A 24941-nucleotide genomic window follows, 5' to 3' on the forward strand; every position below is an offset into this window, starting at 1 on the left:
CGGGTCAGCCCTTCTTCCGTGTTGTCGTGCGCTGCTTGTAGTGGAGGATGGCGGAGGTGAGGGCGCAGGTGAGGGCGAGCAGCAGCAGGAGAGCGACGGTTGGGTTGATGTAGCCGGGGATGGCGATGGAGTAGTCGTGGCCATTCGATGTCTCGCACACGACACGCAGCGGGATGAAGTCGCCTCTGAGGCCGACCAGGGCCGGTGTTCCCGCAGGTTTCTGCTGCTCGCATCTGTGGGCCAGCTCCTGGTCTGCGAGGAAGAGGCTGTGGAGGCACCCCCATAGGTAGACGGCGAGCGCGGCGGCGGCTGTCAGCAGGGACAGGTCCCGGCATAGGCGGAAGGTTGTGTATTCCCGGCGGGCCTCGCGGGTGAGCCGTGAGCACAGGTACCCGGCCAGGCTCAGCAGGGTTGCCGCCCCGGCGGCCAGGACGGCGAGCATGGCGGCGAAGTCGTGCCCTTGCCAGGGGTTGGATGCCGTGATCATGATCTGTCAGGACTCGCGAATGATGCGGTTGTACTTCTCGAAGATGGCGTAAAGGGGCATCCGCAGCTTCGCGTCGGAGACTGCCTGGTCACCGAAGCCTTGGTAGCGGCGGAGGATCTCGAAGGTCTCGGTGTCGGTGTAGTCGAGTGCGGGGCGGCGTATGGGGGTTTCGGCATGGTCACCCGCCTTGCCGTCGGCTGCCCAGATGTGCAGGTGCGGGACGGTGGTCACGGCCAGCGCGGCGCAGCGAAGCCGTGCGACACCTAAGCCCGTCATGATCCCCCGATACCCATGCGCACGTACGCCAACTTACTTACTGCATGGGCAAGTTAATGGTTGACGGATGGACGTCAACCCTGGAGTGACAGTGCCGCAAGTGCTTTCGTTGGCCACGAATGCGCAAGATCCAGCCAGAGGGGCAGGGGCCTCCAAAAGGAGCCTGCTCGCAGCTGGGGAAATTCGCCAGGCCGGCAGAAACGCAAGACCGCCTATCCGGAGGCGGGCCCCGTGAAGATCAAGTCTGACCAGGAACTCGTTCTCATCTCACTTGGCTGACCCCGTAGGGAGGCCCTGCAACCCGAAGGACTTCCGGAGCCGAACGCTGGGCACGCTGCTTTGCCGGACTCCAACGGCGTGCGGGAGCCTTCACCTCAGACAGATGAGGCGAGGTCCACGCGTCAGGGCGCTGGCGAGGTCGTTGAGCGGTGACGGCCTGAAGGACCAGCTCAGCGCACCACTGCCCGCACCGCGTGGGCCTCGGTGTAGTGGCGGGCTTGCCGCTCGTTCACGGCCTTCAGCTCATCGAGGTCATCCGCGAACAGGGCCCGCCAGCCCTCGGCGTCCAGGCGTCGGCATTCCCCGCACGGGGGCTTCTGCGGACGCGGGGTGCAGGGCGGTCCGCCCGTGTGGGGCAGCGGGACGACGGCAGGCCAGGAGCGCGGGGCGTTCACGACGCGAGCTCCGCCCTGTGGTCACGGAGTGCCTGGGCCGACAGAGCCAGGCCCCGGGCGTAGTCGAACGCGGACCGGAGCCCGCTGCCGGGGCCGAGCTCGTTGGCCCGGTGGAGTCCTTCCGCAGCGCTGCTCTCGGCGGCGGCGCGACGCGGATCGTCGGCGGGCAGGCCAGCGGCCGCGTGCCGTACGTCCTGGGCCGCCTTCTTGACGTACGCGCGGAGGACGACCGTGGAGGAGGACACCCTGCCCATGGGCGGGGAGATGTGGGAGGGCGCGTCCAGGATCGCCCTGATCGCCCACTCGATACCGTCGTCGCCTTCGGCTCGCGGTGGGGTGGTTGAACCTGCGGTGGTGACGGCGGTACCGGGCCAGACGGGCATGGCGGGGCGATCTCCTTCGGGCTGAGCGCATGGGCTGGAACCGAGCCCTACGATGTGTGCGGCGCCGCACGGCGGGCATCACCGAATAGATTCGAACACAGCGTCAAACCAACGGAGTTGGGCGAACGGTTCCGGCTCCAAGTATCCGCCGGGCCGCCTATGCTCAGGCCGGTTGAGAGCTTGCCTCTGCGGAGATTCAAATGGGGGTTGCACCTATGCCCGCGCCCACACGGCTCGACCCGTCGCGGTCCCACATCGCCCCGTTCGGAGTGGCGATCCGGTCTCTACGCGAAGCCAAGGGCTGGTCCCAGGCCGAGCTTGGCAAGGCCATCAGGATCTCGAACACCGCGATCTCGAAGTTCGAGAACGGACACGCACTTCCCGTCCGGGAGGTCGCGGAAGCGTTGGATCGAGCCCTCGAAGCAGACGGTGCGTTATTTGGAATCTGGGATCGCCTCAACGACGATCCCTCGGCGAAATGGGTCGTGAAATATTTCGGCTACGAGTCTAAGGCCGTCGAGATCTGCCAACTGGCCAGCACCTTGCCTGCCCTACTCCAAACCGACGACTACATCAGGGCGATCCTCCAGCTCGGCATGCCCTACTACGGCGGCGACCTCGACGCGAAGGTCGCGTATCGCCAACGTAGGCGCGCCCTCCTCGATCGTCCCGATCCGCCATCATTCAAAGCGGTCATTGACCAGTCGGCGCTCGACCGCACCATTGGCGATGCCAAGCTCATGCGGGGCCAGCTTCTCTACATGCTCGACAGGATGACGCGGACGAACGTAGACCTGAGACTGATTCCCTTCGCCATCAGCGGAGCGACCCGCGATTTCGGCCTGACCCAGATCATGGCCTTCAAGGGTGGCCGGAGGATCGTCTATCGGGCTGCCCCCACCAAAGGGGGTCTCTACGTCACCAATGCGACGGAGGTAGCCCAATACTCAGCCGTGTATGAGCAGCTGTGGCGTGAATCTCTGCCCCCGGGAGAGTCAATCGCATTGATTCGTAAAGCGCTTGAGGAGAAGTATCCGTGTCCACCAGCCGACCTGACCTGACCGCAGCCGTATGGCGCAAGAGCAGCTACACAGGGCTCAACGACAACGACTGCGTCGAAGTCGCCGACCGCCAATTCCCCGGCACCGTACCCATACGGGACAGCAAGAACCCCGACGGCCCCGCCATAACCCCGACCACCACCGCCTGGTCAGCCTTCGTCACGGCCGTCGCCAACGGCGACCTCCCCGCCTGACCGAAACCCGCCGCGCCGGGCAAGGGCCCGCCCCCCACCGGAGGGCGGGCGTCGGATCAGTTGGTGCCCTTGCCTCCGCGGCGGCGTACGACGAAGACCGCCCCGGCGCCGAGCAGCACGGCGGCGCCGCCCGCGAGGGCAAGTGGCATGGCGGATGACGAACCGGTCTTGGCGAGGTCGCCATCGGCGGCGGTCGGCACCGGCTTGGCGGAGGCGTCGCCGGTGGTGGCAGGCGCCGGCTTGCCGGAGGTGCCGCCCTGCGGGCCCGGCTTCGGGCGGTCCTTGTCGTCGACCTTGCCGGGCTTGGCCTCGTCGACCTTCCCGGGCTTGCTGCCGGCGGGCAGCACCTGGAGGTCGTAGCGCTTCATGGGGCCGAGAACGCAGGGGTTGTACTGATCGGAGGCGTCGCCCGCGAAGAGGGCCATGGCCTTATCGGCAGGGGCTCCCGCTGCGATCGTCATGCGCATCTTCACATCCGTGCGGGCGCCGGGCTTCATGTCCTTGGCGGACGCGATGTGGTAGCTGTTCTCAAGGTCCAGTTCCTTCCAGTTGGAGCCGTCGGACCACTGCACCTTCATGAAGTGCTGGTCCTGGTTCTTGGCGTCCAAGCGGAAGAGGACCAGCGGATCCACGTTCAGCGTGCGGTCGGTGCCGTTGGCCACCGTGAACGCGAAGTCGACCGTGGTCCCGGCGACGACCTTCGAGGGCAGGCCGTTCGCAAGGACGGTCAGGCCCGACACACGTACGCACTCCTTGGCCGTGGCGAGCGCCTTGTCGGCCGTTTCCTTGGCCTTGAGGGCTGTGGCCGGGGCGTCCTGGACCTTGCTGTATTCCCGGGTCGCCGCGATCCGGGCGTCGTTCCATGCGCCCCAGGCCGTCTCGCGCTTGGTGTCCGCGGCCGTCTTGGCGTCAGTGGCCTTCTTGGCTTCGGCCTCGGCTGCCTCGAGCGCCTTCCGCGCCGTGGCCTTCTCGGCCTCGTCCTTGGCCGCTTCCAGCTTGGCCTTGGCGTCCGTGACGGTCTTGTCGGCGGTTGTCTTGTCGGCGGCGGCGGCCTTGGCCACCTTGTCCGCAGCGAGGCAGGCCGCCTTGAGCGGGTGGGAGTCCTGATCCAGGGCGGCAAAGGCGGCGTCCAGCTTCTCTCGCGCGGCCTTCTTGGCGGCGACCGCGTCCTTGTACGCCTGGTCCGCGTCATCGGCGGCCTTCTGGAGCTCCGCGTAGGTCGGCTTCTGCTGCGTCTGCGCCGGAGGCTTTGCGTCGGCCCAGGCGGAGCCCGCGGAGAGCAGGACGGCGGGCGCGGTCACGGCGGCGGCGACGGCGGTCGCGAGGGTGCGGCGAAGGTTCACTGGAGCCTTTTCCTGGTCAGAGAGAAGGAGGTCCGCCACATGGGTACCGCTTATGCGGCGGGACGCCCGAGATCGTATGACTGAGATAAGGGCCAAGGACAACAAGTAATTTACTTGTGCGAGTGATCCCGTGATTGACCTTGGCGGACAATTCGGTGCAATGAGGCAGAGTTGCCCACGTTGTGGCAGGTTTCTCTGTGATCTAACCAACAAGGGCTATTCAGTGGGGGCCGCCGAGCCATCCCGATCCGGACCATCCATGGATGGAGCGCAACGGCTGAAATGTCCGGTGGCAGGCGCAGGTTGGGGACCAGCCCGGCACGACCCTAAAGTTGTCACTCCGGCAGAAAGTCCGCTGATACGAGCGAGGGTTCAGTGACAGTCGAACGACCTCAGCCCGGCAGTTCCTCGGGCGATGACGGGGGAAACTCCTCTGTGCCCGACGAGGTCTGGGAGCGTTTTGCCCGCGACCATGAGGGGGCGATCCGTAACTCTGCTCCCAAGGAGCCGTCGGCGCGGGCGCGCATGGTGACCGAGCGACTGCGGCGTGAGGAGGAGAACGCTGCCGCAGCAGCCCGCCGGAACGGCGGAAGTCGGTTCAAAGGCGCGAAGAGGCGCCGGGAACAGGTCGATCCTCACCGGCCCGAGGGCTGGCGCACTGGCCCTGCTTGGCAGGAGACGAGACGGCGGGCCACCCGTAGGCGTCAGTTCCTCGGCGGCATCGGCGTCTTGGTCGCTTTGGCGATGGCACTGTTTGCGCTCAACCCCGACAAGGCTCTGTCCTGGCTTTCCGGCGGATCAGGCGGAGGGAAAGCAGCCTCCGGCGGAGGCCCGACACCCCTGCCGCCGGAGACCGGGCGCCCCAGCGGGGCGCCCGGAAAAGCGTCCGCAGACACTCCAACCCTCAGCCGGCCCTTCGCCGGATCGCCGGCAGAACAGTACGCCGACGGCGCGAAGGGCATTGTCGTGCCCGAGGCTGCTGCCACCGGCGCCATGTCGAAGGAGCGGGTCGCCACCGTCCTGGAGCTGACCAAGGACTTCCTCATCGCGGCGAATCTCGAACCGGCGACCATCCGTGGCGACCGTCCTGCTGCGGCACTGGCTCTGCTCGATCCACAGCAGGACGACGTATCCACCATGGTGACGACGGCCCTGGACAAGCCCGACCGGGAACACGACCCCCTCAAGCTCTTCAGCCGCTTCGACAAGAACGAAGTGCGCATGGTGGGTGAGACAGTCAAGACACGGGGGCGCATGACGTTCAAGGAGGACGCGGACGGCTCCGTCATCATTCACACGGACTACACCTTCGTCTACCCGCTCACGAAGCGAGCCCAAGACTCACAAGAGGTAGCCCGCACCATCGTGCGCCGTGTATTGGACATCAGCATCCTCGATCCCGCCCGCTTCAAGGTCACCCCGGGCAAACTGACCTTCCGCTCCTTCAACGTGGACATCGGGAACTCGGCTTGCAACACCTACGACGGTGTCCTGCATCCCGGATTCCCCTCCAGTCGTCCCGAAGCATCGGAGCCGACCGGCCCGGCCGTCGACCCGTACGACCGCAGCCGCGATTTGGAAATCGGCGAAGGCACGTCCGGTAAGGCGGGGTCCAGCGACCGCTGCGGGAGAGTCACCCGCACGTGAGCATGAGCAGCCTGCCGTACGACGGTGACCACCGTGTTGGATGACTTCCGACCGGCTTTGGTGGTCAACTATGAAGCAACGGAAGGAAGATCCTCCATGCCCACCAAGACACTCCAGATCCCCACCCCGGACGGCCAGGCCGACGCCTTCGCCGCCTTCCCCGACGACGGCGAGCGGCACCCGGGAGTGCTGCTGTACATGGACGCCTTCGGCCTGCGGCCCGTGCTCGAGGAGATGGCCCGCGAACTGGCCGGGCACGGGTACTACGTGCTCGTCCCCAACGTCCTCTACCGGAACGGGCCGGCGCCGGTGGTCGAGCTTCCCGAGCACATCGGGGAAGAGGCACGGCCCGCGGTCTTCGCCCAGCTGATGCCCTTGATCGGGGCGCACACCACCGAGCGTGCCCTGCGCGACGCCGACGCCTACCTCAAGTTCCTCACCGCCCAGCCCGAGGTCGGCGCCGGACCGGTCGCCGCGATCGGCTATTGCATGGGCGCCGCCCTGGCGATGCGCACGGCAGCGGCCCACCCCGGGCAGGTGGCCGCCGTCGCCGGATTCCACCCCGGCTTCCTGGTCACCGACGCGCCCGACAGCCCGCACCGCCTCGTCTCCGAGCTCACCGCGGAAGTCCACCTCGGCCTCGCCGAAGGCGACTTGTCGCCCGAGGCTCTCGGCGAGTTCAACCAGGCCCTCGATGCCGCGGGTGTCGGCTACACCACCGAGATCTACCCCGGCACCGTCCACGGCTTCACCATGTCCGACACCGACGCCTTCGACCCTGCCGCGCTGCAGCGCCACTGGGACCGTCTGCTCCCTCTCCTCGGCCGCACCCTGACCAACGGCTGAGAGCTCCGGCAACCTCATGGCCAGATCGGGCATATGCACACGACGGTTGACGCCCTAGCTTGGCTCATTGGTCCCCGCCGCACGCGCCGAGCGAGAGGTGAAGACGTGTACGCCTACCACCTGGTCTACGACATCCCCAGCACCCACCCCAAGGCGTTCCGGGTGCTGGTCGCCTACAAGAACGTGTACGGATCCCGCTTCGGCGGCAAGCCGACTCCGCGCACGGTGCTGAACGGGGCCGGGCAGCTCGTCATCCCCGGAGGCTCCGTCACGGCGAGCGACGTGATCACCGGAGGGCGGATCGAGTTCTTCGAAGAGACCGGGATCGACCTCAGGCAGGCCACCGTGCGCCAGCAGATGAAGTGCGTCGGGGACGCGTGGTACCGCGTTCTGGATCAGCAGTACGGCGCGTACTGCGTCTACCAGCGCGTGCAGGACGCCGAGTTCGTCGAGAGCGCCTGCAACCGGAACATCCAAGGGCAGGTCCCGCAGGACGAGGAGCTTCATCTCGCGCAGGTCTACGACGCCTCCGGCGTGAGCAAGCTCTTCGGCCCCATCTCGCTCGCCGACCTCACCAGTGGCTGGCGCGGCGCCCAGTACAACCAGCTCGACGCCAAGAACAAGGAGCTGGCCAGGAAGAAGTCGCAGGACTCGGGAAGCTGGTACGTAACGGCAGTCCAGCAGCTGGAAACCGCCCCTTAGCCCACCGAGGCACGCCGGCCCCCGCCGCTCTCCCTCAAGAGCGGCGGGAAGTCGTACCCGGAACCACGAACGTCAGTCGGGCGGTGGCCACTTGAGCCGCAGGCCCGGAGGACCGGAGGACCGGATGAGACACAGCAGGCCCCCGGTCCCCCACGGGGTTCTCGCCATGCCTGCTCAGACCTTGATCCCCGACAGCTTCGACAGCCGCAGAAGCTCCGGGTTGCTCCGGCGGTGCAGAGAGGACACCACACGGAACACCTCCCGGCCCATCGGGTGGATACGGGCAAACTGGGGAGCCACCTCCCACGCGATCGACAGGCTCTCCAGAGCCGCGTCGCGGTCCCCGATGTCGAGCTGTGCCCGTGCCGCATTGATGTACGTCGGGGCCACACGCGTGGGAGGCATCCCCGCCAGGGCAACTGACAGGTCATCCGCCAGGGCCAGGGCCTCACGAGGCCTGCCAAGGTCCACGTAGGTGGCCAATCGGTGGGTGAACGTATTCCGAGGCCCCACAGTCAAGCCATGCACGTCGAGCTCACGGCTCATGTCCTGTGATGTGGCCAGGGCGGACCTGATGTGCCGCTCCGCTTCCCGCTTCGCTTCCTTCTTGTCCTTGAGCCTGCCCGCCAAGGTCATCCCGCGAAGGTTCAGGATGCACACGGCAATGTCGCGCTCGGTACTGCCGAGCCGCTGCTGAGCATCAGCAATGGCCCGGTCCACGAGCGTCAGCCCCCGCTCGATGTCCCCGAAGTTCAGGTAGGTCCCCGCCCGGTCCCTGGCCGCCACTGCCATCCCCAGAGGGTTCGGCTGCTGTTCGACGGCCCACCGCTGACGGGTGACGGCAAGCTCCGCCATGTCCATCCACCTGTGCCGCGCGGCGAGCCAATAAACGGTGCTGCAGACGTCTGCGAGCACCATCCAGGACTCTGCCGTGTTCACGGTGTACGCGTTCGTCGTGGCGTCCCTCAGCAGCTTCGGGAGCACCATCAGGAGCTTGGAGACATCGGCCTTCTTCCGGTAGGCGTCCGCCGTGCCCATTTCGGCGCTCAGCTTCTGCTCCTTGACCGTCACGCGGTCCGGTAGGTCGTAGTCCCGGAGAGCCGCCCGCAAGTCGGCGAGAGGTCGCTTCCCTTCCCGCCCCACTTCTGTCTTCCCCAGCACCTCGGCCATGGACAGCCCCATGGGCTTGCCGACCGCAGCCGCCACGGCCGGCGTGAGCGTCCGGTCCCCTACCTCGATCTTGGACAACAGGGAGACGGAGATGTTCGCTTGCTTGGCCAGCTTCACCTGAGACCAGCCGCGTTCCTTCCGAAGCGCCGCCAGGTTGGCGCCGGGGGCGAGATCAGTGCTCATGGGCCCAGTCTTCCGCGCGGACAGAGGTCCTGTCAGCCATCGCCACAGGTGGTTCGCGCGCCTGCATGCCCTTGTGCAAAGCATGTGCAAGTTCCCTCGCTCGCGTGGGCGTTGACTGGTTGCGAGGCCGAGTGCAGCGCACCACCCGACGAGCGAAGGGACCGCTGTGACGACAGCAGTGCAGCTCAGGAACCCTCGAACATGCGTCAGTCCCGAAGTCTGGGACCGTGAAGTTCAGCTCATCATGCGTGACCACGACCTGGACCGCGACACCGCCGAACGCACCTTCGGCCAGACCATCGCCTATCTGGTCACCTCCGTCGAACACCCCGATGTGCCCATGGGGCCCGCGCCCCGTGTGGACCTCGGCGTTCACAGCTTCGTTCTCGACACGATCAACTACACGGACTTCTGCCTCATGGTCGCCGGACGCTACGTTCATCACGTCCCGCACCTGTCAGGGGAAGCCACCGGATCGCCCTCGTTGAGGGCAACAGTCCAAGCGCTCAAAGCCGCCGGGTTCACCATCGACCACGAACTGTGGAACGCCAGTGAAGCCGACTGCTCACAGTGCCACGCCGGGTGCACCGACAGCCCGGTCGGCGGCAAGTAATAGCAAGATCCGCCGGGCGAGGTGGCTCCCCCCTGGGAATCGGGGGGAGCCATCACGCATGAAAGGAACCGCATGGAAGCAGTCACCGCAGCGTGGGAGCGGTACGCGGCGGACCGCACCCCTCGCAGGGAACGGAACGCCGCAGGGGCCGCTACCTGGCTGAACTGGACTCAGCACGCAGACCACGGCCCTGACGAATCGTTGCTCGGGGAGATCCAGGGCCGTCGCGTACTCGAACTGGGCTGCGGCACCGGCTGCAACCTCGCGCACCTGGCCACCCTCGGCGCGGAGTGCGCTGGGGTGGACATCGCGCCCACCCAGCGGCAGAAGGCCGAAGCACGGTGGGGACACCTCCCTGGCCTCACCTTCCACACAGCAGAGGTGACGGAGTTCCTGGCCCGCCACCCCGGCAGCTTCGACGTGGTGCTGTCCATCTTCGGCCCGGTGTGGTTCATCGATCCGGAACAGCTCTTGCCCTTGGTACGAGACTGCCTGACGCCCAGGGGAGTGTTCGCCTTCTCCCACAAGCCACCGCGCGCAGACCGGCAAGCAGGGGGCACGCTACGGGAGGCCCGAGCCGTCTCACGCTGGGACTACTCGGCTGACCAGTGGGCGAACCTCCTCGCGGCGGAACGCTTCGCGAACATCCAGGTGGAGGTCATCCCGCCTCCGGACGACCAAACGGAAGGAACCCTATTGGTACGTGCCGAAGCCTGAGGGCTCTGCACGGCCGCCTGCTGAGTGCTGCCGGCCATGCTGGATCTCCCCGTCAGGTTCGGTCTGAGCACCCGCTACACCGCAGGTCGGAGGGACGACAGCCACCGATCGGCGGGGCACTCCGGCCTTCAGCGGATCATGGACACAGTGAGCAGGCAGGCTCTCGGCCCGCTGCGACAACGAGCCGGACTCGCACCACACGGCACTCCCCGCCGGCTCCCGCCGCTCTCCCTCAAGAGCGGCGGGGAGTCCACAACGGCTACCTACGGAGCGCGCCGCCGTGCACCGTGCCGTACAGATTGGTGTCGTGCTCGCTCATGATGTGGGCGAGGGTGACGGACGAGTCGGCCGGGGCCTTGTCGATGGGTGGCGCTTCCACGGTGGCTCCTCAGCCGGAGTACGGCAGCGTCGCGCGGACCTGTCGGGCCGCAGTGACCAGGTTCTCCAGTGCCGGCCCCGCTTCCTCCGGGGACCGTGTCTTGAGGCCGCAGTCGGGGTTCACCCACAGCCGTTCCGCCGGTACGGCCCGCAGCGCGTGCCGCAGCAGCGCGGCGATCTCCTCGACCGAGGGGACACGCGGAGAGTGGATGTCGTACACCCCCGGGCCCGCCTCGCGCGGATAGCCCGCGGCGGCGAGTTCGTCCGCGACGGCCATCCGGGAGCGCGCCGCCTCCAGGCTGATGACGTCCGCGTCCAGCGCCTCGATCCCGGGCAGGATCTCGCCGAACTCGGCGTAGCACATGTGCGTGTGGATCTGGGTGTCCGCGCGGACCCCGCTCGTCGCCAGGCGGAATGCCTCGGTCGCCCATTCCAGATAGCCGGGCCGGGCGGGCGCGCGCAGCGGCAGCAGCTCGCGCAGGGCGGGTTCGTCCACCTGGATCACGGCGGTGCCCGCCGCCTCCAGGTCCGCGACCTCGTCGCGGAGCGCGAGCGCCACCTGGCGGGCGGTCTCGGCGAGCGGCTGGTCGTCCCGGACGAAGGACCAGGCGAGCATGGTGACGGGGCCGGTGAGCATGCCCTTCACGGGGCGCCGGGTCAACGACTGGGCGTAGCCCGTCCATTCGACGGTCATGGGCGCGGGCCGCGAGACGTCACCGGCGAGGATCGGCGGGCGGACGTAGCGCGTGCCGTAGGACTGCACCCAGCCGTGCCGGGTGGCGAGGTAGCCGTTCAGCCGCTCGGCGAAGTGCTGGACCATGTCGTTGCGTTCGGGTTCGCCGTGCACCAGCACGTCGAGGCCCGCCTTCTCCTGGAAGGCGATCACCTCGCGGATCTCCGCGGCGATCCGCTCGCGGTAGCCCTCGGCGGTCAGCTTCCCGGCGCGCAGCTCCGCCCGTGCGCGGCGCAGCTCGGCGGTCTGCGGGAAGGAACCGATGGTGGTGGTCGGCAGCGGCGGCAGGCCGAGCCGGGCGCGCTGGGCGGCGGTCCGCTCCGCGTACGGCTGCGGTCGGCGCGCGTCGGCGGCGGTGACGGCGGCGCAGCGCTCCCGTACGGCCGTGTCGCGGGTCAGCGCCGAGCCCGCGCGGGCCGTGAGGGCGGCCCGGTTGGCGGCGAGCCGCGGTGCCACCGCCTCGCGGCCCTCGCTCAGCGCCCTTGCCAGGGTTGCGACTTCGACGGTCTTCTGCCGGGCGAAGGACAGCCAGCGGGCGACCTGCGGATCGAGGTCGCGTTCCGCGGCGACGTCGAGCGGCACGTGCAGCAGGGAGCAGGACGGCGCCACGTCGAGCCGTTCCACCAGGCCGAGCAGGGTGGCCAGGGTGGACAGGGCCCGCTCCAGGTCGGCGGCCCAGACGTTGCGGCCGTCGACGACGCCCGCGATCAGCCGCTTGCCGGGCAGCCCGCCGAGGGCGGCGAGCGCGTCGAGGTTGGCGGCCGCGGGCCCGGTGAAGTCCATCGCGAGCCCCTCGACGGGGGACTGGGCGAGCACGGGCAGGGCGTCGCCGAGCCGGTCGAAGTAGGAGGCGACCAGCAGCTTCGGCCGGTCGGTGGCGGCGCCGAGCTCGCGGTAGGCGCGGGCGGTGGCGCCGAGCACCGATCGGGGCCGGTCCTGCACGAGCACGGGCTCGTCCAGCTGCACCCAGTCCGCCCCCGCCGCCCGCAGGTCCGCGAGCAGCGACGCGTACACCGGCAGCAGCCGGTCCAGCAGCGTCAGCGGCTCGAAGTCCGCCCCGGCACCGGGCGCGGGCTTGGCCAGCAGCAGGAAGCTGACCGGTCCCAGCAGCACGGGCCGGGCCGTGAAGCCCGCCTCTCGTGCCTCGCGGAACTCGGTGACCTGCTTGCGGGAGTCCGGGGCGAACGCCGTCTCCGGCCCCAACTCGGGCACGAGGTAGTGGTAATTGGTGTCGAACCACTTCGTCATCTCCAGCGGCGGCACCTGTGCCGTGCCGCGGGCCATGGCGAAGTAGACGTCCAGCTCGGTGTCGGCCGCCGCCCGGTGCCGCTCCGGCACCGCGCCGACCGCCCAGGCCGTGTCCAGGACGTGGTCGTAGAGCGAGAAGTCGCCGGTGGCCATCTCGGTGATGCCCGCCTCGCGCAGCTCCTCGCGGGCCGCGGCACGCAGCGCGGCGGCGGTTTCCAGCAGCTGACCTGCGTCCAGGCGGCCGGCCCAATAGCCCTCGGTGGCCTTCTTCAGCTCGCGGTTCGGGCCCTGCCTCGGATAGCCGTGCAAAGTGGGGCGTACGCGTGCGACATGCTTCTGCGACACGGAACTCTCCTCCGGAGTTCGGTGGGTCCGTACCCCGTGCGGGTGTACGGGCAGTGGCAGGTCTTCGGACTCGTGGGCGCGTCCCGGTCCCTCGTCGAAGGGCCGGGCACCTACTGGCGGTCGCTTCCCGGACGGGTGTCCAGTGCGTATGACCGCGGTCGTTCCCACTCACCGCTGCGGGGCAGTTCCGGATTCGCACCGGATTCCCTCTTGCGACGCTCCCGCCTGGCGGACGGGGCGAACCAGCTGCACCGGCCAGCATAGCCACAGCAGTTGCAGCCCGGGCGTACTCTGTGATCATGGCCGTTCGCGTGGTGTCCCTCGTGCCCTCGCTCACCGAGGCCGTGGCCGTCTCCGCGCCCGGGCTGCTCGTCGGTGCCACCGACTGGTGCGACCACCCCGCCGGGCTCGACGTCGTGCGGATCGGTGGGACCAAGAACCCCGACGTGGCCCGGATCGTCGCCCTCGCGCCCGACCTCGTCCTCGCCAACGAGGAGGAGAACCGCGCCCCCGACCTCGCCGCGCTGCGTGCGGCGGGCCTGCGGGTGATGGTCACCGAAGTGCGCACCCTGGAGCAGGCGTTCGGGGAGCTGGAGCGGGTGCTGGTGGAGGGGTGCGGGCTGGAGCGGCCGGAGTGGCTGGCGGAGGCCGAGGACGCGTGGCGGGAGGTGCGGCCCGCGGGCCCGGTCGTGCGGGCGGTGGTGCCGGTGTGGCGGCGGCCGTGGATGGTCCTGGGCCGGGACACCTTCGCGGGGGACGTCCTCGCCCGGCTCGGTGTCGTCCATGTGCACGCGGGGCACGCGGAGCGCTATCCCCGCGTGCCCCTCGACGAGTTGACCTCGTGCGGCGCCGAACTGGTCGTCCTGCCGGACGAGCCGTACCGCTTCACCGCGGACGACGGCCCGGAGGCGTTCCCCGGGCTGCCGTCCGCGCTCGTCAGCGGCCGTCACCTCACGTGGTACGGGCCTTCGCTGACGCGGGCGCCTCGGGTGCTGGCCGCGGCGCTGCGAGCAGCCGGCCGCTGACCAGTCCGCGCAGGGTGCACACGGCGGCGACCAGCCAGGCCGCGACGAGCAGCGCGTACAGCCCGTAGGCCAGGCCGTTGAAGGCGTGCAGACCGGTGTGGCGGGCGAGCCCGGCGGCGCCGGTGACGCAGGTGCCGATGGGGAAGGTGAAGGCCCACCATGTCATCGCGAAGCCCATGCCGCGCCGGAAGGCCCGCACCACCATGGCGGTGGCCAGCGCCAGCCACAGCAGCGCGAAGCCCATCACGGGGGTGCCGTAGAGCACGCCGAAGGCGGTCATCGCCTGGGCGTAGGGGGCGGCGGAGGTGCCGTGCGCGGCGTCGGCGACGTTGTTGACGGCCGTGGTCGACTGCCCGAGCGGGCCGAGGACGAGGAAGAGGGCCGGGGTCAGCGCGAGGGGCAGCGCACCGTGGTGGATCAGCCGGGAGAACACCATCGGCAGGATGACCAGCGTGGCCAGCAGGCTCATGCCGAACAGGGCGTAGCAGCCGAGCAGCATGGCCTCCTGCCACTGGCCGTGCGGCAGGTGGGCCACCAGCGCCGGGCCCGTCGCGGCGGACACCATGGGCGCGACGACCGGGAGCAGCCAGACGGGCGAGGCGCCGTCCATCCCGATCTTGTGCCGGGTGACCATCAGGTACGGGATGCCCGCGGCCGCCGCGAGGCCGATCACCGTGCCCGCCACCCACAGGACGGCGTCGGCGGCCACGGCCGTGTCCTTGCCGATGACGTCCGAGCCCACGGCGAGTGTGCCGCTGCCGACGGCCAGCAGGGCCATCGCCAGGCAGCCGTAGAAGGGCGCGACCATCGGGTCGGCGAGGTGGCGCCTGGCCTGGTCGGGGTGGCGCAGCCAGTGCGCGGCGCGGGCGGTCAGCAGGGTGAGCAGCCCGAGGGCGGCCAGCGCCCATACGACCTCGTACGCGCCGCGCAGCCCGGGTGCCCGCAGCGGGAGGGCGGCACCTGCGCCCGCGACGATGGCGGTGCCCATCACGGCGGCGTACCAGTTCGGGCCGAGGTGACGGACACCGGGCCGCGAGTGGTCGCGTGTGAGAGGGGTGGGGCTGGGGTGGACGAGCGTGGTCATGTCTCCACGATCGCCCGCGACGCTCCGCGCAACCAGAGGCCATCGGTCTATGAGGGCATAAGCTGGGTTTATGAGCGATCCGAGGAGTGCCGACGAGCCGAGGAGCCCGCTCGCGCACCGGGTGCCCGATCTCGGGGCGCTGGAGCTGCTGCTCGCCGTGGCCCGGCTGGGCAGCCTGGGGCGGGCGGCCCGCGAGGTGGGCATCACCCAGCCCGCCGCCAGCAGCCGGATCCGCAGCATGGAGCGCATGCTCGGCGTCGCCCTCGTCGAGCGCTCGCCGCGCGGCTCCCGGCTCACCGACGCGGGGGCGCTCGTCACCGACTGGGCGCGGCGGGTCGTCGAGGCCGCCGAGGCGTTCGACGCGGGCACGCAGGCGCTGCGCGGCCGCCGGGACTCCCGGCTGCGCGTTGCCGCGAGCATGACCATCGCCGAGTATCTGCTGCCGGGGTGGCTGATCGCACTGCGCGGGCTGCTGCCCGGTACGGCCGTCTCGCTGCTCGCCGGGAACTCCGCGGCCGTCGCGGACCGGCTGCGCGCGGGCGAGGCCGATCTCGGCTTCGTCGAGGGCCTCGACGTACCGGCCGGGCTGGACGGCGCGGTCATCGGCCACGACCGGCTGGCCGTCGTGGTCGCCCCGAGCCACGCGTGGGCCCGCCGCCGCGCCCCGCTCTCCCCCGCCGAACTGGCGGCCACCCCGCTGATCCTCCGCGAACGCGGCTCCGGCACCCGCCAGGTCCTCGACGCGGCCCTGGCGGGCCACGGCGGCCTGGCGGCCCCGCTGCTCGAACTCGCCTCCACGACGGCGGTGAAGGCGGCCGTGGTCAGCGGAGCGGGCCCCTCCGTCCTGAGCGAGCTCGCCGTGGGCGAGGAGCTCGCGGCCCGGCGGCTCGTGGAGATTCCGGTGGCGGTGCGCTTGCGACGCGACCTGCGGGCGGTGTGGCCGTTGGGGCAGCGTCCTGCGGGCCCGGCGCGGGAGTTGCTGTCGCTGACGCGGGGGTGAGCGTGCGGGTGGCTCGGGTGGGTTTGTTCCCCAGCCCCGCCCCTTCCCGAACCGGAGCTCGCGCCCCGGGCCCCCGGCTGTCCCGCCGTTGCCGCCTGCGGCGGGAGTGCCCTGCGGGCACGTCCTCAAACTCCCCCAGCTACCGCTGGGAGGTGCCCCCACGGGCTGGAAAAACCAGCCCGTCCCGCGTCGCTTACGACGCCACCGGCGCCAGCTTGTCCTCCACGCCCGGGTGGGCGTCCAGCCAGCGGCGGGCGGACTGCTTCTCCTTGCCCTTGCCGCCGTTCTGGATCTCGGCCTCCAGCGAGGCGAGCTCCTGCTCGGACATCTTGAAGTCCTTCATCCAGCCGGCGGCCTCGGGGAAGTCCTTGACGAAGTCCTTCTTGCCGATGGTGTGGATCTGCTCACCGGTGCCCCAGACACCCTTGGGGTCCTTGAGCTTCTTCAGGTCGTACTTGGCGTACGCCCAGTGCGGGGACCACAGCGGGACGACGATCGGTTCCTTCTTGTTGTAGGCGCGGTCCAGCTCGGCGAGCATCGTGGAGGTGGTGGAGGAGACGACCTTGTACTCGCCGTCCAGCCCGTACTCCTTGAGCACCTTGTTGTTGAGGATGCCCATGTTGCCGGCGCTCGACTCGATGCCGACGACCTTGCCGCCGAACTCCCCGCCCTTGCCCTTGAGGTCGTCGATCGAGTTGACGTCCTTCATGTAGGCGGGCACGGTCAGCTCCAGCGACGTGGGCCCGTACCAGGTGCCCAGGTCGGTGAGCCGGTCGTGGTAGAGCTCCCAGTAGCGCTTGTGGGTCGTGGGCAGCCAGGAGTCGAACTGCACGTCCATCTGCCCCTGGGCGAGCGCGGTGTACAGCGGCCCGGGGTCGAGCTGCTTGACGTCGGGCTTGTAGCCGCGGTCCTCCAGGATGTTCTGCCAGAGGTAGGTGGTGGCGACGGCCTCGTCCCAGGGGAAGTAGCCGAGCTTGATCCGCTTGCCCTGGCCGACGTTCTTGCCTGCGGCCACGCTGTCCTTGCCGCCGCCTCCGGTGAGGTTCATGCCGCCCGCGACCAGCGCGAGGACGACGACGCCGACGGTGGCGACCGCCGTGCCGGGGCGGTAACGCAGGAAGGTTGCGTAGGCGGCGCCGCGGGCGGTGGCCGCGGCCTTGGCCAGGGCGCGCCGGCCGAGCGGGGAGACCCGCTCGTTGAGGGAGCCGGTCATCCGGTCCAGGTAGATGGCGAGGATGACGACGGCCAGGCCGCTCTCGACGCCGCCGCCGATGTCGACCTGGGTTACGGCCGCGTACACGGCCTCGCCGAGGCCGCCCGCGCCCGCCATGCCCGCGATGACGACCATGGACAGGGCCAGCATGATGACCTGGTTGACGCCCGCCATGATGGTGGGCAGCGCCAGCGGCAGCTGGACGCGGACGAGGGTGTCGCGCGGAGTGGTGCCGAAGGCACGCGCGGCCTCGACGAGTTCGCCGTCGACCTGGCGGATGCCCAGCTCGGTCATCCGGACGCCCGGCGGCATCGAGAAGACGACGGTGGCGATCAGACCGGGCATGGGCCCGATCGAGAAGAACATCACGCCGGGGATCAGGTAGACGAAGGCCGGCATCGTCTGCATGACGTCCAGTACGGGCCGCAGCGCGCCGCTGACGGTGCGGTTGCGTGCCGCCCAGATGCCCAGCGGCACGGCCATCGCGAGGGTGAGCACGCTGGCGACGAGGACGAGCGACAGCGTCGCCATCGCCGCGTCCCACAGGCCGAAGGAGTCGACGAGCGCGAGGCCCGCGTAGGTGACGACGGCGGCCGCCAGGCCGCGCAGCCACCAGGCGACGACGGCGAGGATGCCGGCCATCAGCAGCGGGTGGGGGGCGCCGAGTACGGCGTTCAGGCCGTCGTAGGCGCCGGTGAGTACGGCGCTGATGGCGTCGAACAGCCAGTTCAGGTGGGTCTGGAGCCAGTGGACGGCAGACTCGACCCACTGGCCGAAGTGGATCCTAGGCACCGGCGATCACCGCTTCCCTGGGCTCGTCGGCACTCGCGGCGGCGGGCTCGTCGCCCAGCGCGGCCAGCATGCGGTCGCGGGTGACGATCCCGGCGAGCTCGCCGCGGTCGTCGACGACGGCGACGGGGGCGCCGCTGCGGGCGAAGGGGCCGAACAGCTCGGCGACGGGCGTCGCTGCGCCGACGGTGGCGGGCGCGGCGGCGAGGATCTCGCGCGCGCTGTCGCCGCCGCCCGGCGCGATCATGACCGATCCGGCGGTGAGGACGCGGGAGCGGTCCACGTCCTGGATGAAGGAGGCGACGTAGTCGTTGGCGGGCCGCAGGAGGATGTCCTCGGCGGTGCCGTTCTGCACTATGCGGCCGTCGCGCATGACGGCGATGCGGTCGCCGAGGCGCATGGCCTCGTTGAGGTCGTGGGTGATGAAGACGATGGTCTTCTTCAGCCGCGTCTGGAGGTCGAGCAGCTGGTCCTGCATGTCGCGGCGGATCAGCGGGTCCAGCGCGCTGAAGGACTCGTCCATCAGCAGCAGGTCGGCGTCGGTGGCGAGCGCGCGGGCGAGCCCGACGCGCTGCTGCATACCGCCGGACAGCTCGTCCGGCCAGGAGGTCTCCCAGCCCTTCAGGCCCGCGAGTTCCAGGGCCTCGGTGGCGCGCTGCTCGCGCTCCTCGCGCGGTACGCCCTGCACCTCGAGGCCGTAGCCGGCGTTCTCCAGCACGCTGCGGTGCGGGAAGAGCGCGAAGTGCTGGAAGACCATGCTGATGCCGCGCGAGCGCACGGCGCGCAGCTCGCGCGGGGAGAGGGCGGTCAGGTCCTGACCGTCGTAGAGGACGCGTCCGGCGGTGGGGTCCAGCAGGCCGTTGAGCATGCGCAGCAGCGTGGACTTGCCGGATCCGGACAGACCCATCACCACGAAGATCTGGCCGGCCTCGACCTCGAAGGAGGCGTCGATGACCGCGGCGGTGGTGCCGTCCGCGCGCAGCTCGTCGCGGTCCGCGCCGCCTTCCAGTCGTTTGACGGCGGCTTCGGGTCGGGTGCCGAACACTTTGTACAAGTGCTCGGCCTTGAGCCTGGACACATAAACCTCTCGGGTCGAACTCAGAGCCGCCCCGGCACCCCCCTTCGGGCCGGGACGTGGAGCGGTGCGGATTCGGTCCGCGTGCCCGCCGCGACGCGTGTGCGTGGTGGCGGGGTCCGCTGCGGTGCCGCGCCTGCCCCCGATCATTCGGGGCAAACGGAACAGTGATCCGGTTCACATGTCCGCCGGGTCCTGTCAGTGGGATGCGGCATGATCGGGGGCGTGACGCGACGCCTGATGCTCCTCGACACCGCTTCCCTGTATTTCCGCGCCTATTTCGGTGTGCCGGACACCGTGCGGGCCCCGGACGGCACCCCGGTGAACGCGGTGCGCGGCCTGCTCGACTTCATCGCCCGGCTGGTCCAGGACCACCACCCGGACGACCTGGTGGCCTGCATGGACTTCGACTGGCGGCCGCAGTGGCGGGTCGACCTGATCCCCTCGTACAAGGCGCACCGGGTGGCGGAGGAGGTCGAGGGCGGTCCGGACGAGGAGGAGACCCCGGACACGCTGTCCCCGCAGGTGCCGGTGATCGAGAGCGTGCTGGACGCGGTCGGCATCGCCCGGATCGGTGCCGCGGGGTACGAGGCGGACGATGTGATCGGCACCCTCGCGGGCCGGGCGCCGGGCCCGGTCGACATCGTCACCGGCGACCGCGACCTCTATCAGCTGGTGGACGACCGGCGCGGGGTGCGGGTGCTGTATCCGCTCAAGGGCGTCGGCACCCTCCAGATGGTCGACGAGGCGCTGCTGCGGGAGAAGTACGGGGTGGACGGCGCCGGGTACGCCGACCTGGCGCTGCTGCGGGGCGACCCGAGCGACGGCCTGCCGGGGGTGCCGGGCATCGGCGAGAAGACGGCGGCGAAGCTGCTGGCCGCCCATGGCGACCTGGCCGGGATCATGGCCGCGGCGGAGGATCCGGCGGCCAGGCTCACCCCGACGCAGCGCAAGCGGCTGCTGGAGGCCCGCCCGTATCTGGCGGTCGCGCCCAAGGTGGTGCGGGTCGCCTCGGATGTCCCGCTGCCCCCCTTCGACGCGGCGCTGCCTTGCGAACCGCGTGACCCGATGGCGCTGGAGGCGCTCGCGGAGCAGTGGGGGCTGGGCGGTTCGCTCCAGCGGCTTCTGACCGTTCTCGCCGCCTGAGCTGTTAAGTTAGGTGTGCCTTACTTAGAAGGATGCCCGTTTTCCGTGCGTCCTCGTCAGCACGTACAGGGGAGACAGCCATGGCAGACCGTCCCGTCCGGAAGAAGCCCCAGCTCAACCACGCCCGCGTGCTGCGCACCGAGCGGCTGACGCCGCACATGGTGCGAGTGGTCCTGGGCGGCGAGGGGCTCGCGGACTTCGGGGCCGGTGAGCACTCCGACCACTACGTCAAGCTGCTCTTCCCGGTGCCCGGTGCCGTCTATCCGGAGCCGTTCGACATGGAGGTCGTCCGCCGGGACCTGCCGCGCGAGCAGTGGCCCAGCACGCGGACGTACACGGTGCGTGCCTTCGACCGCGAGAAGCGCGAGCTGGCGATCGACTTCGTCGTCCACGGCGACGAGGGGCTGGCCGGTCCCTGGGCTGCCTCCGTGCAGCCGGGCGCGGAGATCCGCTTCCTCGGCCCCGGTGGCGCCTACTCCCCCGACCCGGCCGCCGACTGGCACCTCCTGGCCGGCGACGAGAGCGCGCTGCCCGCGATCGCCGCGTCCCTGGAGCGGATCCCCGCCGGGGTGCCCGTGCACGCCTTCGTCGAGGTCGCGGACGCCCGGGAGGTGCAGCGGCTCGACCTGCCCGAGGGCGTCGAGGTCGTCTGGCTGCACCGCGACGGCGCTCCGGTGGGCGAGGCGCTGGTCAAGGCGGTGTGCTCACTGGACTTCCCGCCCGGGGACGTCCAGGCGTTCGTCCACGGCGAGGCGGGCTTCGTGAAGGAGCTCCGGCGCTTCCTGCGGGTGGAGCGCGAGATGCCGCGCGAGCGGCTGTCGATATCCGGTTACTGGCGCCGCGGCCATGACGAGGACGGCTGGCAGGCGTCCAAGCAGGAGTGGAACCAGCAGGTGGAGCGCGAACAGGAAAGCGCGCAGGAGAGCGCCCCGGTCGCCTGACCCCCGGCGGGTCGAACGGCCGTGGATATCCTCGCCCCATGACGACCCGTGGCCGTACGGCCCTCACGAGCGCGGCCGCGGCCGCGCTCGTTCTCATAGCCGCCCCCGGCGCCTCGGCCGACCCGTCCTGGACGGTCACCGGCCAGCAGCCCACGCAGCGGGGCCGCGAGGCCACGTTCACCGTGACGGTGGACGACGGCACGCTCGACGACAACAACGGCTATGTGACGCTGGAATCCCCCGCCTTCGCCAAGACGGTCAAGATCAAGGCGAAGCGCTTCCGGGAGGGCAAGGACGCCAGGCACTACGCCATGGCCTCGGCCATGGTGCTGTGCGACATCACTCCCGGCACGTATCCGGTGGCCCTCAAGGACCACGGCGAGGGCAGGGCGGTCCGGACCGTCGACCTGACCGTGGTGCCCGAGATGGACCCCGGCAACCGTGACTTCTGCGCGGGCCCGAAGAGTTACGAGGACGCCGTCGACAAGACGAGCGAAGCCGCGCTCCAGAACGACGAGGACTCCGGCTCCTCCGGGATGGGCACCGGCACTCTCGTCGCCGTGAGCGTGGGCAGCGCCGCGGTGGCGGCGGCTTTGACGGCGCTGGGGACGTACGCGCTCGTGCGGCGGCGCTCGCGCTTGGCGAAGCCGGAGGATCCCGGCGCCTCTTGGTAACCCACCGGGGCTCCGCCCCGGACCCCGAAGCACGCTTCGCGCGCTGTCCGCAGGGCGCTGGGGGTCCGGGGGTCTCCCCCGGTTTCGGGAAGGGGCGGGGATGGGGAACAAGCCCGCCGCAGGCGGAGTAACTGGCCGTCAGCCCACCGACGAGTACGCCACCACACCCCGCAGCAAACCGTCAACCGCCTTGCGCGCGTTGCGCGCCACAGGGCTGCCCTGCGGCGCCGCCGCAGCGATCTGACCCAGGACGTCGATCAGCTGCTTGCACCAGCGGACGAAGTCGCCCGCCGGCATCTCGATGTCACGGAGCACCTCGTCCAGGCCGTGCCCCTGCGCCCAGCGGTACGCGGCCCAGGCGAAGCCCAGGTCCGGCTCGCGCTGGCCGACGCCCTCCGCCTGGTTGATCCGGTGCGCCTCCTCCAGCGCGTCCAGCCGGCCCCAGATCCGGACCATCTCGCCGAGCACGGCCTGGGCCGGGCCCGCGGGAAGCTTCGGCGGCGCCGCGTCGTCGGCCATCCGCGCCTCGTAGACCAGCGCAGACGCGCACGCCGCGAGCTCCGCCGGCCCCAGGTCGTCCCAGACACCGTCGCGCAGGCACTCGGAGGCCAGCAGGTCGAGCTCGCCGTAGAGCCGGGCCAGCCGCCGGCCGTCCTCGGTCACCTCGTCGGCGCGCAGATAGCCGAGGTCGGTCAGAAGCGCGCAGATACGGTCGAAGGTGCGGGCGATGGTGTTCGTCCGGCCCTCGATGCGCCGCTCCAGCTGGCGGGTGTCCCGCAGCAGCCGGTGGTAGCGCTCGGCCCAGCGGGCGTGGTCCTCGCGCTCGTCGCAGCCGTGACACGGGTGCGCGCGGATGGCCGTGCGCAGCCGGCTGATCTCGGTGTCGTCGGCGGCCTCGGCCCGCTGCTTGCGGTGCCGGTCGGGCACGATGTGCCCGGCCTTGGTGCGCAGCGCCGAGGCGAGGTCGCGCCGCGACTGCGGGCTGCGGGCGTTGAAGGACTTGGGGATGCGCATCCGCTCCAGGGCCTCGACGGGCACCGGGAAGTCGATCGGCGCCAGCCGCTTGACCTGCCGCTCCGCGGTGAGCACCAGCGGGCGGGGCCCGTCGTAGGGGTCGGGGCCGCGGTGCCGGTCGGTGCGGCCCGCGGGCAGGCCGGGGTCGAGGACCAGGGCGAGCCCGGCGTACTTCCCGGTGGGCACGTGGATGACGTCGCCGGGCTTGAGCCGCTCCAGCGCCGCGGCGGCGGCCGCCCGGCGCTGCGTCGCGCCCTGCTTGGCCAGCTCGGTCTCGCGGTCCCCCAGCTCGCGGCGCAGCCGCGCGTACTCCTCGAAGTCGCCGAGGTGGCAGGTGACGGCCTCGCGGTAGCCCGCCAGGCCCTCCTCGTTCTTCTGCACCTGGCGGGAGATGCCGACGACCGACTTGTCCGCCTGGAACTGCGCGAAGGAGGTCTCCAGGAGCTCCCGCGAGCGGTGCCTGCCGAACTGCGAGACGAGGTTGACCGCCATGTTGTACGACGGCTTGAAGCTGGACCGCAGCGGATACGTACGGGTGCCGGCCAGACCCGCGAGCGCGCCGGGGTCCATGGCCCGCTGCCACAGGACGACGGCGTGCCCCTCGACGTCGATGCCGCGCCGGCCCGCGCGGCCGGTCAGCTGGGTGTACTCGCCGGGGGTGATGTCGGCGTGCTGCTCGCCGTTCCACTTGACGAGCTTCTCCAGGACGACCGAGCGGGCGGGCATGTTGATGCCCAGCGCGAGGGTCTCGGTGGCGAAGACGGCCTTGACCAGGCCCTTGACGAAGAGCTCCTCCACCACCTCCTTGAATGTGGGCAGCATTCCGGCGTGGTGCGCGGCGATGCCCCGCTCCAGGCCCTCCAGCCACTCGAAATAGCCCAGGACGTGGAGGTCCTCGTCGGGGATCGAGGCGGTGCGCTCCTCGACGATCTCCCGGACCTTCGCGCGCGCCTCGGTGTCGTTGAGCCGCAGCCCGGCGTACATGCACTGCTGCACGGCGGCCTCGCAGCCGGCCCGGCTGAAGATGAAGGTGATGGCGGGCAGCAGGCCCTCGGCGTCGAGCCGCTCGATGACCTCGACGCGGCTGGGGGTCCAGATCCGGCTGCGCTGGCGGCGCTCGCGCTCGCGGTCGGCCTCGCGGAGGTTCTTGCCGCGGCGCCGGTCGCGGCCGCCGAAGGGGCGGCTGTTCTCCATCCGGGCGAGGCGCACCAGGTCGGGGTTGACCTCGCGGCGCCCGGTGCCCGGGGTGCCCCCGGGGCCGTTCTTCTCCTCGAAGAGGTCGTACATCCGCCGCCCGGCGAGCACGTGCTGCCACAGCGGCACGGGCCGGTGCTCGGAGACGATCACTTCGGTGTCACCGCGGACGGTGTCCAGCCAGTCGCCGAACTCCTCGGCGTTGGAGACCGTGGCCGACAGGGACACGAGCGTCACCGAGTCCGGCAGGTGGATGATGACCTCCTCCCAGACGGCGCCGCGGAAACGGTCGGAGAGGTAGTGCACCTCGTCCATGACGACATACCCGAGGCCGTCCAGCGCCTGGGAGCCCGCGTAGAGCATGTTGCGCAGCACTTCGGTGGTCATGACGAGCACCGGGGCGTCGGCGTTGACGCTGTTGTCGCCGGTCAGCAGGCCGACCTTGGCGGCGCCGTAGCGCTTGACGAGGTCGCTGTACTTCTGGTTGGAGAGCGCCTTGATCGGCGTGGTGTAGAAGCACTTGCGGCCCTGGGTGAGGGCCAGGTGGACGGCGAACTCGCCCACGATGGTCTTGCCCGAGCCGGTCGGGGCCGCGACCAGCACGCCCTTCCCCGCTTCCAGGGCCTTGCACGCCTCTATCTGGAAGGGGTCGAGCTCGAATTCGTACATCTCGCGGAAGGGGGCGAGCGCGGTGGCCTGCTCGGCGGCGCGCACCCGGGACAGGGCGTAGCGCTCAGCAGGGGACATGTCGTCGGTCATCTTGTGTACGAGCCTACCGGGGACCCC

23 protein-coding genes and 1 riboswitch are annotated in these 24941 nt (G+C 70.3%); of the genes, 12 read left to right on the forward strand and 11 right to left on the reverse strand.

Translation table 11 applies throughout. From position 1 onward, the window contains the following. Window positions 1-4: 4 nt before the first annotated feature. From DXZ73_RS11175 to DXZ73_RS11190, 4 genes are all read right to left on the reverse strand, one after another. On the reverse strand, window positions 5-487 hold the full coding sequence (locus DXZ73_RS11175) for a hypothetical protein (RefSeq protein ID WP_116210851.1): 483 nt from the start codon (window positions 485-487) through the stop codon (window positions 5-7). A 6-nt stretch (window positions 488-493) separates the two neighbouring features. Beyond that, on the reverse strand, window positions 494-763 hold the full coding sequence (locus tag DXZ73_RS11180) for a hypothetical protein (protein WP_240351299.1): 270 nt from the start codon (window positions 761-763) through the stop codon (window positions 494-496). A gap of 449 nt (window positions 764-1212) precedes the next feature. Continuing rightward, window positions 1213-1437: a hypothetical protein gene (locus tag DXZ73_RS11185; RefSeq protein WP_116210852.1), complete on the reverse strand. Its 225-nt coding sequence runs from the start codon at window positions 1435-1437 to the stop codon at window positions 1213-1215. Continuing rightward, on the reverse strand, window positions 1434-1820 hold the full coding sequence (locus DXZ73_RS11190; RefSeq protein ID WP_116210853.1) for a DUF6415 family natural product biosynthesis protein: 387 nt from the start codon (window positions 1818-1820) through the stop codon (window positions 1434-1436). Before DXZ73_RS11190 ends, DXZ73_RS11185 begins: the two co-directional genes overlap by 4 nt. Before the next feature lie 215 nt (window positions 1821-2035). Between DXZ73_RS11190 and DXZ73_RS11195 the strand changes: the two genes are divergently transcribed. Both DXZ73_RS11195 and DXZ73_RS11200 read left to right on the forward strand, forming a co-directional pair. Continuing rightward, window positions 2036-2881, forward strand: a complete 846-nt coding sequence (locus DXZ73_RS11195; protein WP_162890144.1) for a helix-turn-helix domain-containing protein — start codon at window positions 2036-2038, stop codon at window positions 2879-2881. Then, window positions 2857-3075, forward strand: coding sequence for a DUF397 domain-containing protein (locus tag DXZ73_RS11200; RefSeq protein ID WP_116210855.1), 219 nt, complete (start codon window positions 2857-2859; stop codon window positions 3073-3075). The genes DXZ73_RS11195 and DXZ73_RS11200 overlap by 25 nt, the downstream gene beginning before the upstream one ends. 56 nt (window positions 3076-3131) lie before the next feature. Here DXZ73_RS11200 and DXZ73_RS11205 read toward each other — a convergent pair whose 3' ends face one another. Then, entirely contained in the window at window positions 3132-4418 is a 1287-nt protein-coding gene (locus DXZ73_RS11205) for an LPXTG cell wall anchor domain-containing protein (protein ID WP_116210856.1), read from the reverse strand. 435 nt (window positions 4419-4853) lie between these two features. Here DXZ73_RS11205 and DXZ73_RS11210 point away from each other — a divergent pair, with 435 nt between their 5' ends. The 3 genes from DXZ73_RS11210 to DXZ73_RS11220 all read left to right on the forward strand — a co-directional run bounded on the left by DXZ73_RS11210 (window position 4854) and on the right by DXZ73_RS11220 (window position 7613). Continuing rightward, window positions 4854-6065: a hypothetical protein gene (locus tag DXZ73_RS11210; RefSeq protein WP_240351300.1), complete on the forward strand. Its 1212-nt coding sequence runs from the start codon at window positions 4854-4856 to the stop codon at window positions 6063-6065. Between the two features lie 96 nt (window positions 6066-6161). After that, complete coding sequence (locus DXZ73_RS11215) at window positions 6162-6911, forward strand: dienelactone hydrolase family protein (protein ID WP_116210858.1); 750 nt, start codon at window positions 6162-6164, stop codon at window positions 6909-6911. Between the two features lie 105 nt (window positions 6912-7016). Continuing rightward, window positions 7017-7613 carry a hypothetical protein gene (locus tag DXZ73_RS11220; RefSeq protein ID WP_116210859.1) on the forward strand — a complete coding sequence of 199 codons (597 nt, stop codon included), beginning with the start codon at window positions 7017-7019 and terminating at the stop codon, window positions 7611-7613. Window positions 7614-7787: 174 nt separating this feature from the next. Here the strand turns inward: DXZ73_RS11220 and DXZ73_RS11225 are convergent, their stop codons facing one another. Beyond that, window positions 7788-8966, reverse strand: coding sequence for a helix-turn-helix domain-containing protein (locus DXZ73_RS11225; protein WP_116210860.1), 1179 nt, complete (start codon window positions 8964-8966; stop codon window positions 7788-7790). Window positions 8967-9210: 244 nt separating this feature from the next. Between DXZ73_RS11225 and DXZ73_RS11230 the strand changes: the two genes are divergently transcribed. Continuing rightward, on the forward strand, window positions 9211-9579 hold the full coding sequence (locus DXZ73_RS11230; RefSeq protein ID WP_240351301.1) for a glycine-rich domain-containing protein: 369 nt from the start codon (window positions 9211-9213) through the stop codon (window positions 9577-9579). Window positions 9580-9651: 72 nt separating this feature from the next. Continuing rightward, window positions 9652-10296: a class I SAM-dependent methyltransferase gene (locus tag DXZ73_RS11235; protein WP_116210862.1), complete on the forward strand. Its 645-nt coding sequence runs from the start codon at window positions 9652-9654 to the stop codon at window positions 10294-10296. Window positions 10297-10684: 388 nt separating this feature from the next. On the opposite strand, the gene metE is transcribed toward DXZ73_RS11235, so the two are convergent. After that, the gene (gene metE / locus DXZ73_RS11245) at window positions 10685-13000 is read right to left on the reverse strand and encodes a 5-methyltetrahydropteroyltriglutamate--homocysteine S-methyltransferase (protein ID WP_205519152.1); all 2316 of its coding nucleotides are present in this window, start codon (window positions 12998-13000) and stop codon (window positions 10685-10687) included. A 38-nt stretch (window positions 13001-13038) separates the two neighbouring features. After that, a riboswitch (cobalamin riboswitch) is annotated at window positions 13039-13263 on the reverse strand. A 36-nt stretch (window positions 13264-13299) separates the two neighbouring features. Between metE and DXZ73_RS11250 the strand changes: the two genes are divergently transcribed. Next, the gene (locus tag DXZ73_RS11250) at window positions 13300-14025 is read left to right on the forward strand and encodes a helical backbone metal receptor (protein WP_116215544.1); all 726 of its coding nucleotides are present in this window, start codon (window positions 13300-13302) and stop codon (window positions 14023-14025) included. Here the strand turns inward: DXZ73_RS11250 and DXZ73_RS11255 are convergent. Beyond that, window positions 13952-15109 carry a TDT family transporter gene (locus DXZ73_RS11255; RefSeq protein WP_116210863.1) on the reverse strand — a complete coding sequence of 386 codons (1158 nt, stop codon included), beginning with the start codon at window positions 15107-15109 and terminating at the stop codon, window positions 13952-13954. The genes DXZ73_RS11250 and DXZ73_RS11255 overlap by 74 nt on opposite strands. A gap of 70 nt (window positions 15110-15179) precedes the next feature. On the opposite strand from DXZ73_RS11255, the gene DXZ73_RS11260 reads away from it, so the two are divergent. After that, a complete protein-coding gene (locus DXZ73_RS11260; RefSeq protein WP_116210864.1) occupies window positions 15180-16109 on the forward strand; it encodes a LysR family transcriptional regulator in 930 nt (309 codons plus the stop codon). Window positions 16110-16302: 193 nt separating this feature from the next. Here the strand turns inward: DXZ73_RS11260 and DXZ73_RS11265 are convergent, their stop codons facing one another. Then, window positions 16303-18114 carry an ABC transporter permease/substrate binding protein gene (locus tag DXZ73_RS11265; protein ID WP_116210865.1) on the reverse strand — a complete coding sequence of 604 codons (1812 nt, stop codon included), beginning with the start codon at window positions 18112-18114 and terminating at the stop codon, window positions 16303-16305. Further along, window positions 18107-19189, reverse strand: coding sequence for a quaternary amine ABC transporter ATP-binding protein (locus tag DXZ73_RS11270; protein WP_240351302.1), 1083 nt, complete (start codon window positions 19187-19189; stop codon window positions 18107-18109). The genes DXZ73_RS11265 and DXZ73_RS11270 overlap by 8 nt, the downstream gene beginning before the upstream one ends. Before the next feature lie 237 nt (window positions 19190-19426). On the opposite strand from DXZ73_RS11270, the gene DXZ73_RS11275 reads away from it, so the two are divergent. From DXZ73_RS11275 to DXZ73_RS11285, 3 genes are all read left to right on the forward strand, one after another. Then, complete coding sequence (locus tag DXZ73_RS11275; RefSeq protein WP_116215545.1) at window positions 19427-20332, forward strand: 5'-3' exonuclease; 906 nt, start codon at window positions 19427-19429, stop codon at window positions 20330-20332. Window positions 20333-20412: 80 nt separating this feature from the next. Continuing rightward, window positions 20413-21273, forward strand: a complete 861-nt coding sequence (locus tag DXZ73_RS11280) for a siderophore-interacting protein (protein ID WP_116210867.1) — start codon at window positions 20413-20415, stop codon at window positions 21271-21273. A 38-nt stretch (window positions 21274-21311) separates the two neighbouring features. After that, window positions 21312-21947 carry a hypothetical protein gene (locus DXZ73_RS11285; RefSeq protein WP_116210868.1) on the forward strand — a complete coding sequence of 212 codons (636 nt, stop codon included), beginning with the start codon at window positions 21312-21314 and terminating at the stop codon, window positions 21945-21947. Between the two features lie 138 nt (window positions 21948-22085). Here the strand turns inward: DXZ73_RS11285 and DXZ73_RS11290 are convergent, their stop codons facing one another. Next, window positions 22086-24914, reverse strand: coding sequence for a DEAD/DEAH box helicase (locus tag DXZ73_RS11290; protein WP_116210869.1), 2829 nt, complete (start codon window positions 24912-24914; stop codon window positions 22086-22088). Window positions 24915-24941: the final 27 nt, after the last annotated feature.

The sequence above is a fragment of the Streptoverticillium olivoreticuli subsp. olivoreticuli genome (genome assembly GCF_003391135.1).
Lineage (GTDB): Bacteria > Actinomycetota > Actinomycetes > Streptomycetales > Streptomycetaceae > Streptomyces > Streptomyces blastmyceticus.

Coding starts and splice junctions, on each gene's coding strand:
- DXZ73_RS11180 (WP_240351299.1), bottom strand. CDS start 763: ATGACGGGCTTAGGTGTCGCACGGCTTCGCTGCGCCGCGCTGGCCGTG.
- DXZ73_RS11215 (WP_116210858.1), top strand. CDS start 6,162: ATGCCCACCAAGACACTCCAGATCCCCACCCCGGACGGCCAGGCCGAC.
- DXZ73_RS11235 (WP_116210862.1), top strand. CDS start 9,652: ATGGAAGCAGTCACCGCAGCGTGGGAGCGGTACGCGGCGGACCGCACC.
- DXZ73_RS11280 (WP_116210867.1), top strand. CDS start 20,413: ATGGCAGACCGTCCCGTCCGGAAGAAGCCCCAGCTCAACCACGCCCGC.
- DXZ73_RS11195 (WP_162890144.1), top strand. CDS start 2,036: ATGCCCGCGCCCACACGGCTCGACCCGTCGCGGTCCCACATCGCCCCG.
- DXZ73_RS11250 (WP_116215544.1), top strand. CDS start 13,300: ATGGCCGTTCGCGTGGTGTCCCTCGTGCCCTCGCTCACCGAGGCCGTG.
- DXZ73_RS11255 (WP_116210863.1), bottom strand. CDS start 15,109: ATGACCACGCTCGTCCACCCCAGCCCCACCCCTCTCACACGCGACCAC.
- DXZ73_RS11290 (WP_116210869.1), bottom strand. CDS start 24,914: ATGACCGACGACATGTCCCCTGCTGAGCGCTACGCCCTGTCCCGGGTG.
- DXZ73_RS11230 (WP_240351301.1), top strand. CDS start 9,211: ATGCGTGACCACGACCTGGACCGCGACACCGCCGAACGCACCTTCGGC.
- DXZ73_RS11275 (WP_116215545.1), top strand. CDS start 19,427: ATGCTCCTCGACACCGCTTCCCTGTATTTCCGCGCCTATTTCGGTGTG.
- DXZ73_RS11225 (WP_116210860.1), bottom strand. CDS start 8,966: ATGAGCACTGATCTCGCCCCCGGCGCCAACCTGGCGGCGCTTCGGAAG.
- DXZ73_RS11285 (WP_116210868.1), top strand. CDS start 21,312: ATGACGACCCGTGGCCGTACGGCCCTCACGAGCGCGGCCGCGGCCGCG.
- DXZ73_RS11260 (WP_116210864.1), top strand. CDS start 15,180: ATGAGCGATCCGAGGAGTGCCGACGAGCCGAGGAGCCCGCTCGCGCAC.
- DXZ73_RS11190 (WP_116210853.1), bottom strand. CDS start 1,820: ATGCCCGTCTGGCCCGGTACCGCCGTCACCACCGCAGGTTCAACCACC.
- DXZ73_RS11175 (WP_116210851.1), bottom strand. CDS start 487: ATGATCACGGCATCCAACCCCTGGCAAGGGCACGACTTCGCCGCCATG.